Origin of the sequence: Nitrosomonas sp. (assembly GCF_019752415.1) — a bacterium.
Lineage (GTDB): Bacteria > Pseudomonadota > Gammaproteobacteria > Burkholderiales > Nitrosomonadaceae > Nitrosomonas.
On record NZ_JAIEME010000033.1, the window covers coordinates 17,945 to 36,417 of the forward strand.

15 protein-coding genes are annotated in these 18,473 nt (G+C 45.4%); 5 read left to right on the top strand and 10 right to left on the bottom strand.

The features are described from left to right. Positions 1-241 precede the first annotated feature (241 nt). The 3 genes from K2P83_RS06125 to K2P83_RS06135 form a co-directional block, all read right to left on the bottom strand. A complete protein-coding gene (locus tag K2P83_RS06125; protein ID WP_292927323.1) occupies positions 242-3,610 on the bottom strand; it encodes a hypothetical protein in 3,369 nt (1,122 codons plus the stop codon). A gap of 63 nt (positions 3,611-3,673) precedes the next feature. After that, positions 3,674-4,072, bottom strand: coding sequence for a hypothetical protein (locus tag K2P83_RS06130; protein ID WP_292927325.1), 399 nt, complete (start codon positions 4,070-4,072; stop codon positions 3,674-3,676). Between the two features lie 168 nt (positions 4,073-4,240). Then, positions 4,241-4,645: a YchJ family metal-binding protein gene (locus tag K2P83_RS06135; RefSeq protein WP_292927327.1), complete on the bottom strand. Its 405-nt coding sequence runs from the start codon at positions 4,643-4,645 to the stop codon at positions 4,241-4,243. A gap of 55 nt (positions 4,646-4,700) precedes the next feature. Here K2P83_RS06135 and dinB point away from each other — a divergent pair, with 55 nt between their 5' ends. Further along, on the top strand, positions 4,701-5,879 hold the full coding sequence (gene dinB / locus K2P83_RS06140) for a DNA polymerase IV (protein WP_292927329.1): 1,179 nt from the start codon (positions 4,701-4,703) through the stop codon (positions 5,877-5,879). Positions 5,880-6,049: 170 nt separating this feature from the next. After that, positions 6,050-6,715 (top strand): CAAX prenyl protease-related protein, encoded by a 666-nt coding sequence (locus K2P83_RS06145; RefSeq protein WP_292927331.1) that lies wholly within the window; start codon positions 6,050-6,052, stop codon positions 6,713-6,715. A gap of 26 nt (positions 6,716-6,741) precedes the next feature. On the opposite strand, the gene K2P83_RS06150 is transcribed toward K2P83_RS06145, so the two are convergent. Next, entirely contained in the window at positions 6,742-7,563 is an 822-nt protein-coding gene (locus K2P83_RS06150) for a flagellar brake protein (protein WP_292927333.1), read from the bottom strand. 637 nt (positions 7,564-8,200) lie between these two features. On the opposite strand from K2P83_RS06150, the gene K2P83_RS06155 reads away from it, so the two are divergent. Beyond that, positions 8,201-9,574 carry a porin gene (locus K2P83_RS06155; protein WP_292927335.1) on the top strand — a complete coding sequence of 458 codons (1,374 nt, stop codon included), beginning with the start codon at positions 8,201-8,203 and terminating at the stop codon, positions 9,572-9,574. Positions 9,575-9,638: 64 nt separating this feature from the next. On the opposite strand, the gene rluD is transcribed toward K2P83_RS06155, so the two are convergent. Beyond that, complete coding sequence (rluD, locus tag K2P83_RS06160; RefSeq protein WP_292927337.1) at positions 9,639-10,670, bottom strand: 23S rRNA pseudouridine(1911/1915/1917) synthase RluD; 1,032 nt, start codon at positions 10,668-10,670, stop codon at positions 9,639-9,641. On the opposite strand from rluD, the gene K2P83_RS06165 reads away from it, so the two are divergent. After that, on the top strand, positions 10,669-11,472 hold the full coding sequence (locus tag K2P83_RS06165) for an outer membrane protein assembly factor BamD (protein ID WP_292927339.1): 804 nt from the start codon (positions 10,669-10,671) through the stop codon (positions 11,470-11,472). The two genes, rluD and K2P83_RS06165, sit on opposite strands and share 2 nt — an antisense overlap. Positions 11,473-11,487: 15 nt before the next feature. Here the strand turns inward: K2P83_RS06165 and K2P83_RS06170 are convergent, their stop codons facing one another. Together K2P83_RS06170 and K2P83_RS06175 are read right to left on the bottom strand one after the other, a co-directional pair. Continuing rightward, positions 11,488-11,937 carry a universal stress protein gene (locus K2P83_RS06170; RefSeq protein WP_292927341.1) on the bottom strand — a complete coding sequence of 150 codons (450 nt, stop codon included), beginning with the start codon at positions 11,935-11,937 and terminating at the stop codon, positions 11,488-11,490. 124 nt (positions 11,938-12,061) lie between these two features. Continuing rightward, positions 12,062-12,931, bottom strand: coding sequence for an alpha/beta fold hydrolase (locus tag K2P83_RS06175; protein ID WP_292927343.1), 870 nt, complete (start codon positions 12,929-12,931; stop codon positions 12,062-12,064). A 422-nt stretch (positions 12,932-13,353) separates the two neighbouring features. On the opposite strand from K2P83_RS06175, the gene K2P83_RS06180 reads away from it, so the two are divergent. After that, positions 13,354-15,018, top strand: coding sequence for a diguanylate cyclase (locus K2P83_RS06180; RefSeq protein ID WP_292927345.1), 1,665 nt, complete (start codon positions 13,354-13,356; stop codon positions 15,016-15,018). A gap of 38 nt (positions 15,019-15,056) precedes the next feature. Here K2P83_RS06180 and K2P83_RS06185 read toward each other — a convergent pair whose 3' ends face one another. The 3 genes from K2P83_RS06185 to K2P83_RS06195 are packed head-to-tail and all read right to left on the bottom strand — an operon-like array spanning position 15,057 to position 18,395. Beyond that, entirely contained in the window at positions 15,057-16,076 is a 1,020-nt protein-coding gene (locus tag K2P83_RS06185; RefSeq protein ID WP_292927347.1) for an alpha-L-glutamate ligase-like protein, read from the bottom strand. After that, a complete protein-coding gene (locus tag K2P83_RS06190) occupies positions 16,039-17,589 on the bottom strand; it encodes an inactive transglutaminase family protein (RefSeq protein ID WP_292927349.1) in 1,551 nt (516 codons plus the stop codon). The genes K2P83_RS06185 and K2P83_RS06190 overlap by 38 nt, the downstream gene beginning before the upstream one ends. Then, entirely contained in the window at positions 17,589-18,395 is an 807-nt protein-coding gene (locus K2P83_RS06195; RefSeq protein WP_292927351.1) for a RimK/LysX family protein, read from the bottom strand. Before K2P83_RS06195 ends, K2P83_RS06190 begins: the two co-directional genes overlap by 1 nt. Between the last annotated feature and the right edge of the window lie 78 nt (positions 18,396-18,473).

Here is an 18,473-nt window from a genome sequence, read left to right on the forward strand (position 1 = left end):
GCTGATTTGCCAATCCGAATGCGGCGCGGAAGAGTGCTGCGATGCCAAATTGCTAGCGGATAGTCTCCATGACTCAGTGTTTAGGCAGTGTAGCGAGAGTAAATTAAGTTTTTTGCCGTGGCGGCGGATCTCCCCTGATCCAGTTGGTGGTCGCAGCAGCAGCCGGTGTATTGATTGGCACTGCCGCAAGGGCGCCGCAGCGTTTTCAAATTTCAGCTTTAGTATCCATATACGATGTAGCTTATTCGAAACTCTCATCTACACGGCGATCACGCTTGTGTTCTTCAGCAATCTTTTTGGTTAATAAATCAGTCTGCCTTTTTGCCCATGCAACCACCAAAGAGTCATCGTGTATTTGTAGTTTTTCTACCAGAGCGAGATAAGGCGAAAGATTATCTGCAAGTGAGCCAGATTGAACGCCACTTGGGTGGAGCCGAGATGCATATATATCCAAAATTGCCGAGCGATCAGGCGCTAACTCAAGAATCTCCAGTGCCAACGGTGACCAAAGAAGGATGTCATGCTCGCCATTCTTGACGAACAAATGAATCTCTGCGGCTAACTTGGGTAAATGGACTTCAAGATTTTCCTTTGCCCATGACATGAGTATTTCCGGTAATGCTGCATTGACGGGACTCTCACGATCAAATCTAAAAAAATATGACAGTGGCTTATGTTGCTGGTTGTTCGTTTTTCCTACCAAATCTTCATTCAGGAAAACTGCAATAGCTGCCACTGGCTGAAGTCGAAATAAAATTCGAGCCAATTCACCGTATTGTCTAGCGCTTGATGAGTGGTAATCGAAGAGTGCATGAACCAGTTTCTTGCAGACCGTTACGGCATCCTGAAACGCAGCATCTCCAACCATACAGGTAGCGGCAATCTCATTGATGTGATAGGCGTGATTCGGGCTAGCATCTTGAAACTCATTCAGTTTCAACAATTCTCTTCCTATCGCGGAGATGTCACTATTGACTGACACTCTGCCGCTTTGCAAGAAAAATAGCCGCATCCCAAAAATATCAACTGCAACCTGATAACCATTGGGTAAGGATGCGACTCCAAGGAGTATTTCCCGGAAAAGTGGTAGCGGGATTGAATTGCATGCATTTCCATACTTTAGGTACAAGTACGTCTGCGATGGTGCATGACCACGGGAAATCGATAAAATCAGCCGTTTGGCTCCGGCCTCGTCAATGGAGTATGAAGATTGAAGTATTGGAAAAAGTGAGGAAAGCAGTGGATCGGTTAAGGCTTCATCCATAAGCTGATTGACCATAGCGGGATCATGAGTGTTGGCTACTTCGATAAAACTGCGTAATAAAGAAATATTGCGCTTACTTTCCGGTAATGTCGTCAGGGTAGTGAGAAATTGACGCCAATCCTGCTCTATATTCAATGCGCCTTTTGCAAGCCCACGACCGAATTGCCCTATCATGTTGCTATCGCTACTTAATAATTCCGGTAGCAAAGAGGCGAGAATATCCGGAATTAAAGCAACTTCTTCACCCAAATCCTCCACAATTTTGTTTGCACGATCCCAAGCCTGTGCATACGCGGTGTCACTATCACCATTCAGCTCAATATCAGTGATATCAAAATGTCTTTGCTTGTTTAACACATAGGCTCGTATCTTTTGTTCCAAATCGATTGGACGAAGCATAACTTCAAGTTCGCGTGTGCGTTCGGCAAATTCTGGAGTCATTTTCTGTAGATCAAAATGAATGGTTTGGCGAATTGCAAGCCATCCCTCCGGCCATCCGCCCTGCGCGGCTAAGGCTCTCGCTGTTTCTTCAAGCTCGGCGCAAATTCCGGCATTTACCCATAATCCACAAAAGTTTTGTGCAAGTAATAGTTTGATATCAAACTTATGTGGTGAATTCGAATTTACTTGAGTCATGGCAAATGCTATCACTGCTCTGAACCAAGCCGAAACATCAGCATTGGTTCTGGGTTCCCAACCAAAATCGCGATGCCTGCCTCCGAAGGTGAAGTCGTGGCTAGCATTAAAATGCAAATTTTCCAGCATCGCAGCTAAAGCTGCTAATCCACATGTGTTAGTAGCTTTATCTATGCTTCCAAGCAACCGTTGAACAACATCCAATCTTGCCTCTACCAAGGCATGCGTACCGGACAGATACAAATGGAATAATTCTTTGAACGAATCCTGAGCAGAATTGTGATTATGCGATTCGGTTTCTTCAGCAACAAACCTTGCAAGCAGTAGTGCGGCTCGATTGAAATATTGCGGCTCGTATGCAATCGAATGCAGCAAACTGTACCACCGCCAACGCTCACGATTGTCTGACGATAAAAAAAGTTTTTTCTCATCGCACGATGCAGCCGCCTCGATAGCTTTAAGTGCCGTACCCGGTGTGAGCGGTGCGACGTTTATAAACATATCGATGCCAAGTTCATTCAGGCAGGCTGGGTTTCCTAATTGTCCAGATGATCCTAGCCAATCTTCTGCCATCTGTTTGGCTTGTTCCGAGTCATGCAGGTAGCCAAGCCGTCGGCTGAATGATTTCAGTAGTCGTTCTTTTCCTGATTGGAAAAAGGTACTGGTGAGTGTGCTTGGATGTAATTTTTCTAATGCTTGATGTGCTAATCGATTAGCTATTGCATGCGGTAATACGGCACGCCATTTGCTTCTTCGCTGTACGAGATCACGAGAACGCAATTCCCCAATATGGCGATACAACTCATTGGGAGGAATTCCGGCTAAGCTCGCCAAAGTAGGTAACTCAGCCGTTACATCCTCAATAGTTTCCCCATCGAATGAATAAACAAGCGAGCATACTTCTGCGGCTCTCATCAAGGCTTCGCTATCACCTTGGCGCTGGTGAAAAAGCCGCTTGAATAGTTCGGCATCATTCAGTGTAGCCAGGCTGTCGCTTTGTTTGACAGTGCGTGCCAATACCAAAGCAATGCGTGCATTCCCGCCAGAGAATTCAGCGATGCGCGTACGATTTATTTGCGATACATTGGGTTTTAAACGTTGAAGAATTTCTTCTATGATTTTGTCAGAGGCCGGTTCAAGTCGGAAAACCTGTGTCTCTTCCGGTTCATCATCGGAAACATCATATTCAACGGTAATCAAACTGACTAGATTGCTTGATGTGCTAATTGTCTGAGCCAAGTCTCTGTGCAGCACCTGCTTGCAATTATCCACAACAACTATGGTGCGTAGCCCATCTACCGCGCACCGATGAATCATGTCTCGGGCTGAAGGTGTCGGGGGCTGATCACTTCCTTGGTCGACATAGATGACAGTGGAATGATCCAATGCGTCATTTCCAATCTTGGCATCAAATAACGCTTGAACCAAACGAGTCTTTCCTGTCCCGGATAGTCCAACCAATCGAACAATTCCGTGTGGATTCCTTAATACTGAGCGTATAGCCTGGATTCCCTGTTCGACAGTGAGTGGCGCATTGCCGCTTGCTTGCTGTGGAGCGATTATTCTGCATTTGTCGTCAAGTAAATATTCTGAATCAACTGAGTCACCGTATGCCCATTTGCCATACGGAAGCCAGCCGGCCAGTGGTTCGCCTATTCGTTCGCGTAACCATAGCGCAACCCCTGGATAACTTCTGATCCATCTAGCCAAACGATCTCGATCATAAAAATCAAGCGTCAGTGATGTGCCTGGTGGCAGATCCGAAACAGCATCTTACATCGCATTCTTGCGATTTTTAAGTGCACTATCTGCTGTTGACCCTAATCCACTGACAATTACATATGCACCACTTTTTGAACCTAATTCACAAATTGAGGGGCGGATTTTTCCATTAGGGCGCATTTCAGAATCAATTGCTTTGCGCGGCATATCCTGCTGTTTGACTTGAAAGCCGGTGTTGCTTTTTGGAATGAAATCCAAATCAGGAGATTCATTTGGTAACTCCACACGAACATCAAGACCCCCATCCGCCGCATTTTGATGTCCGCCTGCTGTAACCGCAGATAAGGGAAGATTTAAATGACGAAGCTCTGCTTCACATAGCCTTGCAACTAAAGTGCGAAGATCTTCGTCGCTAAGTTTATTGATGTGATCACCAGTGATATCTAGCATTTCAAAATTTTGGAATTGGGAAAACGGTACTGTACCATCCTAAGCAAAATAAAAGGAAATCAGGGGCATACCACAATTTTTATTTTCAAGCAGTTTTATGCATTGCCAGAAATTTATAACATGACATATTTTCTCTGCCAGTTCTTAGTTACTATTTTTCTCGTAACCTCATGGAATATCACCATCGACATAAAACCATGATTCGTCCTCGCGCACGAATCGGCTGATTTCATGCAATCGATGAGCACGCCCATTGATTTTGTAGCGTGCGACAAATTCAACAATCGCCAGATTCGGAGCGGATTGTTCGTGGTGTTTCACTGTAAGACCCAGCCATTGGTTACGCGGCTGATTTTCCAGTCCGAGTGCTGCGGGGCGCGTGCTGTGATGCCAGGTTGCCAGCAGATAGTCTTCACGATTTAGTGTATAGGCAGTGTAGCGCGAGCGCATTAAGTGTTCTGCAGTGGCGGCGGATTCACCCTGATCCAAGTAGCGGCCGCAGCAGCCGGTATATTGTTTGCGGCTGCCGCACGGGCAGTGCGGTGTTTTTAAATTGGCAGCTTTGGTCTTCATATACAATGCGGGGTGATTGATGGCGTAATTTATCACAGTCCGCAGGAATAACGTTTTGACCAATACAATAAATACTCCGCAACGTCGTATCGCGCATCTGGATATGGATGCTTTTTATGCCTCTGTGGAGTTGCTGCGCTATCCCGAGTTACGCGGTCTGCCGGTTGTGATTGGCGGTCGGGATGAGCATCAGCCGTTGATCCAGGCGGATGGCAGCAAGCATTTTTTTCGCTTGCGCGACTATGCCGGACGTGGCGTCATAACGACCGCCACTTATGAAGCGCGTGCAATGGGTGTTCATTCCGCCATGGGTGTCATGAAAGCAGCACAGCTTGCGCCGGAAGCGATACTTCTGCCGGTTGATTTTGCTATGTACCGTCATTATTCGCGTTTGTTTAAAGCTGCAGTTGCCGGCATCGCGTCGCGGATTGAGGATTCCGGCATTGATGAGATCTACATGGATCTTACTGATCTGCCGGATGATACTCTGGCGCTTGCGCAGCGTATTAAGCAAGCGGTGAAGGAGGCTACCGGACTTTCCTGTTCCATCGGCATCACGCCGAACAAGTTACTGTCAAAAATTTGTTCGGATCTGGAGAAACCGGATGGACTGACTATTCTTGGGGTGTCCGACATTCCTAATCGAATTTGGCCGCTGCCGGTAAATAAAATCAATGGTATCGGCCCGAAGGCTGCCAAGAAGCTTGCGTCACTGGGTATTATCACCATTGCCGAACTGGCGCAGGCTGAATTGAGTTTTCTCCGGATTCACTTTGGACGTAGCTATTCGATCTGGTTATATGAGGTGTCTCACGGAATCGATCAACGCCCGGTGATTACCGATGCTGAGCCGAAATCCATCAGCCGGGAAACCACTTTTGAAAGGGATCTGCACCCGCGTCAGGATCGCCATGATTTATCCGAAGCATTCACCGCATTGTGCCTGCAGGTGGCCGATGACCTGAAACACAAAGGTTATGTTGGGCGTACTATCAGCATCAAACTGCGTTTCGAGGATTTTCATACACTCACACGAGATTGCTCGCTGGCTACGCACACTGCCGATCCAGCTCTGATTCGCCGCGCAGCAGGAGAATGTTTACGACGGGTGCCGTTGCAGAAAAAAATTAGATTACTCGGCGTAAAAGTCAGTACACTTTCTCCGCTTGAATCCAAGCGGAGAAACGGAGCTCTTTGCCAGAGAGAGTTGCCGCTAGGAGTCTGTCGGACTTAAGGTATCGGAAGTGCCCATTGGCAAGTAATTTGCCCAAGGCCGGTTTGCAATTTTTTCATTATTTCTTCAATTTACGAACTTTTTAGCGCTTGCCGGAGCGCTATGAATAAGCGTAGTGTTCATTATGACAATAAACCATAATCAGAAGAAAAATTCAGAAGGGGTTTGTTATGTTTGATCGTGCTAATTTGTATCGTATTGCGCCTTTCGGCGCGTATGTCTTTTTTATGCTGCTGGAAGATATGCTGTTGAAGTTTGGCTGGGAGGCGAATGATTTGCGCCTGCTGTATGCGGTGAAAATTACGGTCGTGGCCGGTTTGCTGTGGACGATGAGAAGTGCTTATAGTGAATTGCGCTGGCCAGTTGGCACAAGCTTCCGTACCTGGGCTGTTGCGATAGTTGCCGGTATCGTTGTTTTCGTGGCGTGGATTAACTTGACAGCAGACTGGATGGTGATGGGAGAATCCGTTGGTTTTGATCCGCGTGATCAGGATGAAATTGACTGGTTTCTTGTGGTGGTGCGGTTGGTGGGTGCGGCGCTGGTAGTTCCGGTGATGGAGGAACTTTTCTGGCGCTCATTTCTGATGCGTTGGATTGATCACCCAAACTTTCTTTCTGTTAATCCGGCGCACATCGGATTGAAAGCATTCTGCATCACGGCGGTGCTTTTTGCTGTTGCGCACAGTTTATGGTTAGCCGGCTTATTTGCCGGTATCGTCTATAATTTGTTATATATGCGGAGTGGAACGCTATGGTCACCGATTCTTGCCCATGCAATCACCAACGCGATATTGGGTATCTGGATCGTATCGACAGGTAGTTGGGGTTTCTGGTAAGCGGATTTGCCGGTGAGATTTTGTAATTAAACTACATTCTCAGGATTCTCGACGATTTCTTGATAAATCAGGTGATGTATTGTACGCATATGTTCTGATTTTATGTCGATAAATTCAACGCCAGTGGCGATTGTTTTGTGTCCGTTCTTATTGATTGGTTTGGCAGATCTGATAGCACTTTTAACGGTTACAGGTATTTCGTTGTCAAGAATTGTGATGGTAAAAGATAAGGTAACTATTGTACCTAGCGGTCCCAAAGGGATGCTTGAACTAATCCCTGCACCGCATACACTGAGATCTATCAGGGATAGCGGGATATGTTTTTCAATGACAGATCCTGGAAGACTGCAACGGATCCTTCGTGATTTTCGAATGCTTTGACCTTGAATTTCCTTGGGGAAGGATAAGTGCAAATACTTAAATGGTACTTTAATAACCTTGTCGACAAAGACTGTAAAATTAAATACTGAATTTCCGCTGAATAAACTTACCTGAACTTGATCCCCTTCAACGAAGGGCTCTCCAATTAACTGATCAGTCGCGGGCATGGCGGTGATGACCGTGTTGTCTTGTACGTAACCAATCAAGGATGTTACGTAGGAGGTATATTTTATCTCGACTGGGCCTTTTGATCGTGAGGATAGTTTAAGCTGTAGCTTATGTCCCACTTTGAGATGCATATCATCAAATCTAAACTTATCGCCGCTTGACTCAATCTGCTCCGGTTCGGGCTTTTGCATGCGGAATATCGATGATCCTTTTAATTGCTTTAATTCATCCTCTGTTTTAAAGACATAACCGCGTTTTTGTATCGGCTGATGCGCTTGATCGAATAAATCCCATGGCAATGGCTGGCCTATTGTCAGTTCGGTAGTTTGTATCGGTATCAAATTCATAATCAATTATTTTTATAGTGAACAATGAATATCTAGTTAACGAATCGGTCAGTAGCGCTGATAGGATGCAAGCCAATATTTGGCAATTAGCACCGGACTGTCTTTTTAACGGTTTGAGCGATTTAAAACTTTAGTCGTGTAAGTGAAAGCATTCAGGGATGAATACACCGATAGGAGGTGGGTTAGCATCGCTTTTTTAGCTGGTATTGACAATTTCTATCGCAGATATTTGTTTGTACCGTTTACTCGCATAATTTAATCAAGTTACGGCGGTGTGATTGCAAATCAAGAACTTGCTTATCCTGGCAAGAAGTACTGTCGTGTGTTTAACCAGAATTTCTTGGACAGAGACCGGATATGAAGATTATTGAATAACATATTTACGCTATTGTTCGAGAACGAAATGGACGTAGTGGCAATAAAACCACTATTTGTGTTGTATTTTTTAATGATGAGTCGATTAACTCGCTTGTTCGCGTTGACCCCTTAAGCGATTCAGTGTTAGAGTTCTTTCCACGTAGTAGCTAGGGTCTTTTTTGGTTTTTGTATCTTTTCCATTGTGTTATTTATATCTAGAGAGGGGAGAGTAATGGAATATCAATCGCGATACAAGAAACAGATGTTTCACGCTGTGGCCGGTGGGTTGTTGTTGTTCGGCATGAGTTCGTCGAGTGTTTATGCACAAGCTGTCACGAATAACAAAGATAGTGGCGGCAACAGTTTTATGAATTTGCTTAAAAACAGCGGCATTAAGTTTGGCGGCTGGGTGAATGGTGGCGCGACTTTCAATCCGAGTCAGACTGATGGTTTTAACGGCCCGGTTACTTTTGCTGATCAAGCGAATAGAGTTCAAATGAATCAATTGAACATATTTATGGAGCGCGCTGTGAAGACGGAAGGCAAAGGCTGGGATGTCGGTTTTCGTGCTGATTTTATGTTCGGTACTGATGCTATCTTTACCCAAGCCTATGGCAACCCGGCGTTTGATCCCAATACTGGCAGGGCTTTGCCTGACCGGGGTAACTGGGATCTTGGGATATGCTGTAATTCTCTTCGCACATACGGCATCGCTATTCCACAAGCTTTTGCAGAAGTTTATGTGCCGGTTGGCAATGGGCTCAATGTGAAAGCGGGTCATTTTTATACGCCGATTGGCTATGAAACGGTTCCTGCGCCTAATAATTTCTTCTATACCCATGCTTACACGATGCAATACGGTGAGCCTTTTACCCATACCGGTGTATTGAGTAATTATACGGTGAATAGGAATTTCACCGCGATGGCTGGTGCAATCGGTGGTAGTGGAACCGGTGGCTGGGATGGTAATTTTGATAGGCAAATGGGAAATTGGGGCGGGATTGGCGGTGTTACCTGGACCAGTGATGATAAACAAAGCTCACTGAATATTGCAGGTACCGGTAGTACAGCTTCCACACGCAGCAATAATTTCTGGGGTATGTATAGCATCGTGGCGAAACATAAGTTTACAGAAAAGACCCATTTTATCTTGCAACATGACCATGGCTTCGCTGATGGTGTGTTGACAGCTAACGGGGTGACGAATGCTACGTGGTATGGTATTAACTCACATACATATTATGATCTGACACCGGATCTGTCGGTCGGTGTCCGCGCTGAGTGGTTTCGCGATACCGATGGCTTCCGTGTTTTCTCGCCAGGGCGGGTAAGCGCGGCAACGAATCATCTTGGAAACAGCTATGCGCTGGGTGGTGCAAGCTCACTGGCCACTAGTACTCCTGCAGATTATTATGCAGTAACCTTAGGTGCAAATTGGAAGGCAGCTAGAACATTAAAACTTGGCTGGCAGGGGTTAAGAAATTTGAATATTCGCCCCAATATTCGCTATGACAGAGCCGATGCACTTCATGCCGCTGCATATCGGCCATTTGGCGGTAATAAGGATCAAATTTTATTCTCACTGGATGCGATACTGCCTTTCTAAGTTTTTTACCAGTCTATGAGTTTGCTTGTGAAACATGAAAAAATGCGCCTGCGGGCGCATTTTTTTATTCCGTAATCTCTGATCTGCTGTGTTGCTGCAATAGCTGCAACAAATTATTCAGGTCTTCTGGCGCATCGGCTTCCCATTCGAGGATTTGTTCCGTTTGCGGGTGAGCCAATGCCAGTTTTTGAGCATGTAGGGCTTGCCTGGGAAAGCTAATCAATAACTGTCCGATTATTTGCCCTGTTTTTCCGGGTTTTCCGCCATAAACAGGATCACCGGCCAATGAATGTCCAATAGAACTCAAATGCACCCGAATTTGATGTGTACGCCCTGTTTCAAGGCTACATTGCAGTAATGTGCAGCCCGTAAAGTTTTCAATAACCTGATAGTGCGTGCGTGCTGACTTGCCGTGTGTTGTAACGGCCATTTTCGTGCGGTGTATTGGATGACGGCCTATTGGCGCATCGACACTGCCAGCTTTTGTAACCTCTCCCAGAACCAACGCCAGATAGTCGCGTTTTACAGTATGTTGCTGTAATTGGCGTACAAGGTTCGTTTGTGCTTCTAGTGTTTTTGCAACGACCAGTAAACCGCTGGTGTTTTTGTCCAAGCGATGAACTATGCCGGCACGGGGTACGCTCTCCAGTTGCGGCGCGTGATGCAGTAGGGCATTTAACAAAGTGCCCCGCCAGTTGCCATTCCCCGGGTGGGTGACCAAACCGGCCGGTTTATTGATAACAATGATTGCTTCATCTTCATGAATGATGTTCAGATCGATATCTTCAGCCGCATGCGTTGATTCAGCCAGTATATTTTGAGGAGAGACCTGAACATGCTCATTTCCCCATACCTTCTGCTTTATTGTGGTGACCTGACCATCCAGCATGACTCGATTCTCAGTGATCCAAGTTTGCAAGCGGCTGCGTGACCAGTTGGGTAAAAGCTTCGCCAAAGCTTGATCGAGGCGAAGTCCTGCATAATCCGCAGGAATCGTTAAGTCAATGATGCTGTACGCCGTTTCGTTGCGTACTAGCGGAAGTGGCTTTACGCTATAATCGCCAGATGTATCTTTGTTTTTTATGGAATTCGTCATGTTACGTAGTTTAGCTTTATTTCTGGTGTTATGGTTATCAGCGTGCGGTTTGTTACCGGATCGCACAGAAGATCAACAGGACTGGTCTGCCAATAAGTTCTACAGTGAAGCAAAAGATAAATTGAATGATGGTAATTATGCTGCGGCCATCAAACTGTATGAATCACTGGAAGCGCGCTATCCTTATGGCCGGATAGCCCAGCAGGCGCAGCTTGAAATTGCCTATGCGCATTATAAAAATGAAGAACCGGCTTCTGCAATCGCAGCGACAGATCGGTTTATTAAATTGCATCCGAATCATGTGAATGTTGATTATGCTTATTATATCAAGGGATTATCAAGTTTTAACGACAATTGGGGAATGATGGGTTTCTTGATGAAAGGCCCGCTCAAACAGGATATGAGCGAGCGTGATTCAAAAGCATCGCGTGAGTCATTTGAAGATTTTAAAGAATTGGTGACACGATTCCCCGAGAGCAAATATGCGGTCGATGCAAGACAACGCATGGCCTATCTGCTCAACGCGGTTGCTATGAGTGAGATTCATATTGCGCGCTATTATATGAAGCGAAAAGCCTATGTTGCCGCAGCGAACCGGGCGCAAAATGCAGTCAAGGAGTACCCGCGCACACCTGCTACCGAGGAGGCATTATATATTATGATTAAGGCCTATGAAGCACTGGAAATGTATGATTTGCGGGATGATGCGGAACGCGTGATGCGAATCAATTTTCCTGACAGCCAATTCCTTGCGGAATTGCCAGAGGTAGGTGCTAAGGCTTGGTGGCAGTTCTGGAGATGATCTGATCACCTCGGTTTATTCTTGATGGTCTCTCAGGTGAATAGCCAGTACATCACATTCTGCATGATATAAAACGCCTTTGGCCGTTGAACCCATCAGTACGGCAAGTCCATGACGCCCATGTGAACCCACAACAATCAGATCTATTTGTTCTTGTGCAGCAAGCTGGGTGATTTCCTGTTGCGGCTCACCCCAGATCATCCAGCGGCATTCTGGTGGAATATCCAGTTGCTTGCTGATTTTTATTAATTTATTTTTTTCTGCTTCCAGTAGATCATACGATGAATCTTCATTCAATGGAATCACCAAGCCATATGGTGTGTCAGGCATAGGAATATTATCCAGGACATGGATGATATGGAGACGTGCATTAAATTGATTTGCCAGAGATTTTGCTCTTTGCGCCACAAAATGGCCATAATCGGAGAAATCGATAGCGAGTAGAATATTCTGGTAGTTATTCATATTGGGTTCCTTCTTGCACAAGCAGAGATATGGATTTTAAGATAGGCCAAACAATAAGAGTGACTTTATCACATCCGCATTCCAGTGGCTGGGCAATGATTCCTGACCGATATGTTGAGCGCTATCAGTTAACATTTTGGCGCAGATACTGCGATAAGAAATCGCCAATACGGTGTTCGTATTCTCTACCGGCATAAGTATGCATGTTGAAATGTCTCGCACCAGGAACAATCCATAGCTCCTTTGGGACGCTGGCGGCAGCATAGAGCCGTTCGGTTTCCAGTTGCGTTGTGTGCGCATCTTCTGTCCCGGAGATAATCAATAGTGGTGCGTTAAGATTATTGATGCGAGTGATAGGACTTAATGCTTCAGTAGAAGTCTCCAGGTAAAAAGTTAGTTGCGATAGCATGAGCGGTAAAAGTACCGATCCATAGCTTCCAAAATGAAGCTTCAAGCGATTATCAACTGCTTCTTCAATAGTGGGATGTAATGATTCTAAGATGACGGCATTCAGTTTTAAATTGTGTTTGGCAAGTACAATGGCCGCAGCGCCCAGAGAAACACCGATTGCGCCTATCCGCTCCGTAGGGAAGGTGTTTCTCAGAAAAGCGATTGCTGCCTCAATATTTTCAGATTCCCTCAAACCAAAAGTAATTTTCTCTCCGGCAGTTTCGCCATGCGCCTGTAAATCAATCAATAGAACACTATAGCCCTGATCTCTCAGGAATCTTGCCCGGCTCAGCATCTCGAGTCGATTACTGCGCATCGAATGGGCTAGCAATACAGCGCCGTCACCGGGTTGTCCATGAACTAGCCAGCCATGTACGGGGGATTCATTGGGAGCGGGAATCTGCACTGATTGAACCGGAAAATCTGCAGAGAGTGTTCCTACTGCCGTGGGTGCCGGTGCGGTCAAGAGTGCGCCGATGGCAAAGATGCCGAGCGTGATTGCGATGATGAAAGCCAGAATCTGGACAGCTATTTTATATAACATGCCTACTGATGAATAATTTAAAAGGTAAAATGATTAAGTAACCGGGTTTTAGGTGTTAGATCGATGGATTGAGTTCCAGCTCCTTTAATTAGAATGAACGGGTAATTGTACTGATTGTATCCAGTTCGTCGAACAGATAAAGTTTATTGCTGTTTGGGCTGGTAGTGAAGATCCAGGGTGGTAGAATACTTCGCATCTTATATTGGCGGATGTCATGATGTCAGATAGGATGGTATAACAACACGGATCACTTATGGAAAATTCCACAGGCTGATGAGATGTTCCTGTTATATTGATGATTGCCTGGGTGCAATTGAATTGAGTTACGCATACCATGAATCTGGATACATTGACTGTTTTCTCAGAACCATTTGATCCTATGCAGCAAATCACTGAAATAAAACAACATTTGGCGCCATATTATGGAAAATAGAGTACACAACGAATTTCAAGAAAAAATGTGCTTGCTGGTTACCTCGTTTGCAGAGGAATTGCCTGACAGAATTAATGAAATAGAAGTGATATGGAATAGACTGCGGATTGGATGGGATGCAAGTGTTTTACAGGAGCTTCATCGCGCAGTTCACAATTTGGTTGGCACTGGGAAGACATTTGGATTTCCACAACTGAGTGTTGAAGCGCATGCGCTGGAACAAATCCTCAAGAATTTAATGCAGAAATCGGCTTCAGCGGATGACCTGCAGTTAAACCGAATTTTGCAGCAGATTCTTGAACTGAAGAAGATTTCGGCTGAGAAGGAATCCAGCACTGTAAGCGATATTTCTCAGACAATAGTGGATGAGGATTCATTTTTCTCAGACCCGAATCCATCCAATTTGATTTTTGTGGTGGACGATGATGCTGAAGCGGCGCAGGAGCTTGCCTTGCAATTGCGCTATTACGGCTATGAAGTGGAAGTGTTTAATCATTTAGATAAATTTCGGATTGCCATAAAAGATAAACCCAGTGCCATAATTCTCATGGAAACGGAGTTCCCTGAAGACGAAATGGGGGGTATTCATGTTATGGAAGAGATTCAACGGGAATTGACACAACCCGCACAAGTCATTTTTATTTCAGCACATGATAATATGGATTACCGGTTGGGGGCGGTTCGGGCTGGCAGTGTTGCGTATTTCACAAAGCCATTCAATCCTGTTGAGTTGATTGGTCAGCTTGATTTGATAACAGCGTCACAGATTCAGGATTCTTTTCGCATATTGATGGTAGATGACAGTCCGGCGGTACTTTCTTACCATGCCGCGATACTTGAACAAGCTGGAATGGTTGTGAAGGCAGTGACGGAATCCATGAACCTGATGGCGGTGTTGAGTGATTTTAATCCAGACCTGATCCTGATGGATCTGTATATGCCGGGCTGTAATGGTATTGAATTGGCAAAAGTTGTCCGGCAGATGGATGGTTTTGTGAGCACCCCAATTGTTTACCTTTCTTCTGAGAACGATTTCAACACGCAATTTGAAGCGCTGAGTCTGAGCGGTGACGATTTCCTAGTTAGACCCATTGATCCCAGACACCTGGTTTCGGCGATCACATCGCGCGTAATGCGTGCACGTTCTTTACGCTCTTTGATGGTACATGACGGTTTAACAAGCTTACTCAATCATACGGCGCTTAAGGAAGAGTTGGTGCGTGAGGCAGTGCGTTCCATTCGATTGGATACACCGATGTCATTTGCTTTGGTGGATATCGATTCCTTCACAAAAATCAATAATAAGTATGGACATGCTGCGGGTGATCGTGTGATTAAAAGCCTGTCTAGACTGTTAAAGCAACGGTTGCGTGGAACAGATATTATCGGGCGATACGGTGGCGAAGAATTCGCTGTCATTATGAATGATACCGATGCAGCATCGGCTGCAAAAGTGATTGATGAGATCCGCAATGTGTTTTCGCGCTTATTACATCTGAGTCAGGATGAGGAATTCTCAGTCAGTTTTAGTTGCGGTATAGCGGATCTTGCTCATTTTCCGGATGCTGCGAGTCTGAGCGAGGGCGCAGATAAAGCACTGTTTCAAGCCAAACAGAGAGGGCGCAATAAAGTTATTGTTAATACAAATGACTAAATGTGCTTATCCAGTCTGTTGAAGTTTGTTTGGATCGTTTACGGTTTGGGATCGTCGCTTCGGGTATATAGCAGAGGAGGTGGGTGAGCGCCTGTATTTGTTGCAAATTGTTGCTTGCTGAAAGCAGCGCGTGATTGCGGATCAGGATCGATCGCTTTGAGTGCCTCGATGATGGCAACACGCGGTGCCAGACCAGCAGCGTTGGCCACTTGAATGGAAAGCCCCGGGCGTGCATTGAGCTCAATAATCATGGGACCTTGGTCTCTGTCCAGCACAATATCCGCACCCAGGTATCCCAGGCCAGTCATTTCATAGCAAGCGGCAGCCAATTGTAAGAGTTTGTCCCAATGGGGAATGACTAATTCTGAAAAAGTCTTACGTGTATCCGGGTGGTGTAAGACCGGCTTACCATGCTGCACAGCATGTAACGCATGACCTGTACCCATATCGATTCCAACCCCCACCGCGCCTTGATGTAGATTGGCTTTGCCATCAGAAGCATGAGTTGTGAGCCGTAGCATGGCCATAATGGGATAACCGCAGAGTACAATAATGCGCAGATCAGGAATACCTTCATAACTATAGTCAGAAAAAATCGGATCAAGTTGTATTAGTGATTCGATCATGACGTTATCGGGCTTGCCACCCAAGCTATGGAGGCCGCTCAGAATATTCGATACATGCCGCTCGATATCTACCAGTTGTATCGCATCCCCGCTAGGTTTAAAGTAATGATTGTGATCATGTTGATTAATCACCAAGATGCCTTTCCCGCCACTGCCTTTCACTGGTTTTATGACGAACTGGGCATGCGGATGGAGTATTTCTTTCAGCAGTTTGACATCATGCTGGTATTCCACGGTGCCAAGTAATTTGGGCACTGTTATACCAGCTTTTTGTGCCAGCAGTTTGGTTTTTAGTTTGTCGTCAACAAGCGGGTATAAATGGCGCGGGTTGTAGCGGGAAATCAAACCAAAATTTCTCTGATTCATTCCGATGATGCCAAAACTCCTGAGTTTCCTAGCGCTTGCCAGTAACATCGCGTCTTTCCAGAGCATGAAAACGATATAGCTCGGATAACCGGTAGCCGGTATATTGTCCAAGAATCAGGATGAGCGCCAGATTGACCAGCATCAGCTCAGGGAAGTTAAAAGTTAGATATTCAATCGTCCGGTTCGTCATAAACAAATAAGCAATCACCGCTGTTAACAGGCTACCGCCACCTTGGATAAAGACTTCTCTAGGACCGTCCTCTTCCCACAGGACTGACATGCGTTCAATGGTCCATGACAAGATGATCATCGGGAAGAAAGTTACCGTCATGGCCTGATCAATTCCAAGTTTATTACTGATGATACTGATACTCGCCATAATTGCGATCACCACAATGATCACCGCCGAGATACGTGCTACAAACAGCAAGTTTAAGCGTGATAAGTAAGATCGGATCAGTAGTCCTGTGCCAACGACAGTCAGAAAGATGATGATGCCGGTTAGCAGGGTGGTTTGAATCAACGCCAATGCGATCAGAATCGGCATGAAGGTGCCGGAAGTCCGTATGCCGATCAACAAGCGCATAATGACAACAATCAATGCGCCGATCGGTAATAATAAAATCATTTTGAATGCATTTTGTTGTTCGATCGGTAAGCTGTAAATAGAGAAATCGATCAGCCCGGCTTGCTTACTGATACTGTCACGTACAGCGAGATTTCTGGTTGATTGGGTGCTTTTTATGATGGAGAAGGAAGTTTTTGAATTCTTCCCTCCAATGACATCCAATAGAGACTGATCGCCGCGTTGCCAAACCAAGAAATTCTTGGGTTTCCCGCTTTCTCCGGTATTCTGGTTAAACAAAAGCCATCGACCGCCTATGTAAACTTCCACAAAGTTGGCAAGCGATAGCCTTTTCCGGCCCTCATTCAGATAGAGTCCGCGAACAATATGCGCACTAATACCTTCTGATGCCAGTAGGTTAATGATTAAGTGGGTTTTATAATCTTCGCTGGATTGGTCATTAAGGAGTAAGCGTTGATTCTGATCAGGGGTATTGGAGTTTAAAGTTCTGATCAACTCTCGGGTAAAGATTTCAGTATTAGCGGATTTGCTGCGAACCTGGTCCAATAATGTGATGGCTGCGGTCTTAAGTACCCCATCGAACTCGGGTTTTTCCGGTTCTGCTGGAAGATCTGCTGCAATGGGTGGTTGAATGAACTGATCCGTTTCATACATGCTCAGGCGGTAATAAGTTGTTTGAGGACCTGATGCCGTTCTTTTGCTCCATTGCGCGCGCCGCCCTGCGGGAGAAGTTAATTCACTAAACCCATAACCGGGTGAAGCAAAATCTTCTTCCATAAAGACAACATTGGGTGTTTGCGGGGGGAGTGCGAACGAGACGATAACGGGATCACCGCGTGCGATGAAATCGATTTTGGCTTCAATGGTCCAAACTGATTTCTTGTCATCGGGCGATAATGGGAATCCCAGAGCAAAGTGCTTATATAAAATTAGACCTATGCCGAGCCCCATAATCAGAAAAACTAAAATATAAAGCCTAAGTTTGGGAGACATTACCTGAGATCAACCTGTTTTACTTTTTCATTCCTGACAGTCGTATATTTCTTGCTAACATCCACGATTGCGAGATCACGTAAAAAATTTCGTCCTATCAGGACTTGATGTTTGAGATTACTGCGATTCACCAGCGTAAAATTTATTTGTTCATCAATGTCGGCGATCACGACGCGCATTCTGACCACTGGGCGATTCTGTGATTCTTTGTTATTTAATTCCTTAACACGCGCATAGCGACGCAGGCGTCTTGTGATTTCAGTCTTTTCTCCGGTTTTTGGATTGATGACATTAAATCGCACGTGCGGTTTGCCATCCCGCTCGAATTCAACAATATCAATCGCATTCAGTGATGATGTTTGAGCACCGGTGTCAATCCGCGCGTTGAATTCCATACCGGGAGGATCCATATATACTTTCTCAATACGGCCTAATAATGTTCTGGAATCGGGGGCAAGATGAATTTTCTCAACACCGCCGGATACTGTCCGGGTATATTTCGCGGTTGACTTGTCTTTTTGGGTAATTGCAGTCGAGGTCAGATCGCCGGTCGAATCGCATAAACATTCGGCGGTTTTGGAAGGAGAAGCATTTTCTTCTTTGTTGGCTGTTTGATTATTTTCCAATGCTTTTTTTTGTTCCACCAACTCGGCAAATAATGTTACGAGTTCGGATTCTCTGGCGTTGATCGCAGCCTCGCGCTCTGAGAGGTCATTCGTTTTTGCATTGCAAGCTGATAGCAAGAAGAATGCGAGAACAAGAATGAAGCAGTTGCGAAATTTTTTTTTGATAGGAAGTTGTTCCATAAATATTCTTTTTTGTGCATGGAAGCATTAATAGGATTTGAAATACTGCCAACTGTAGCTCACTTATTTATCTTGTGT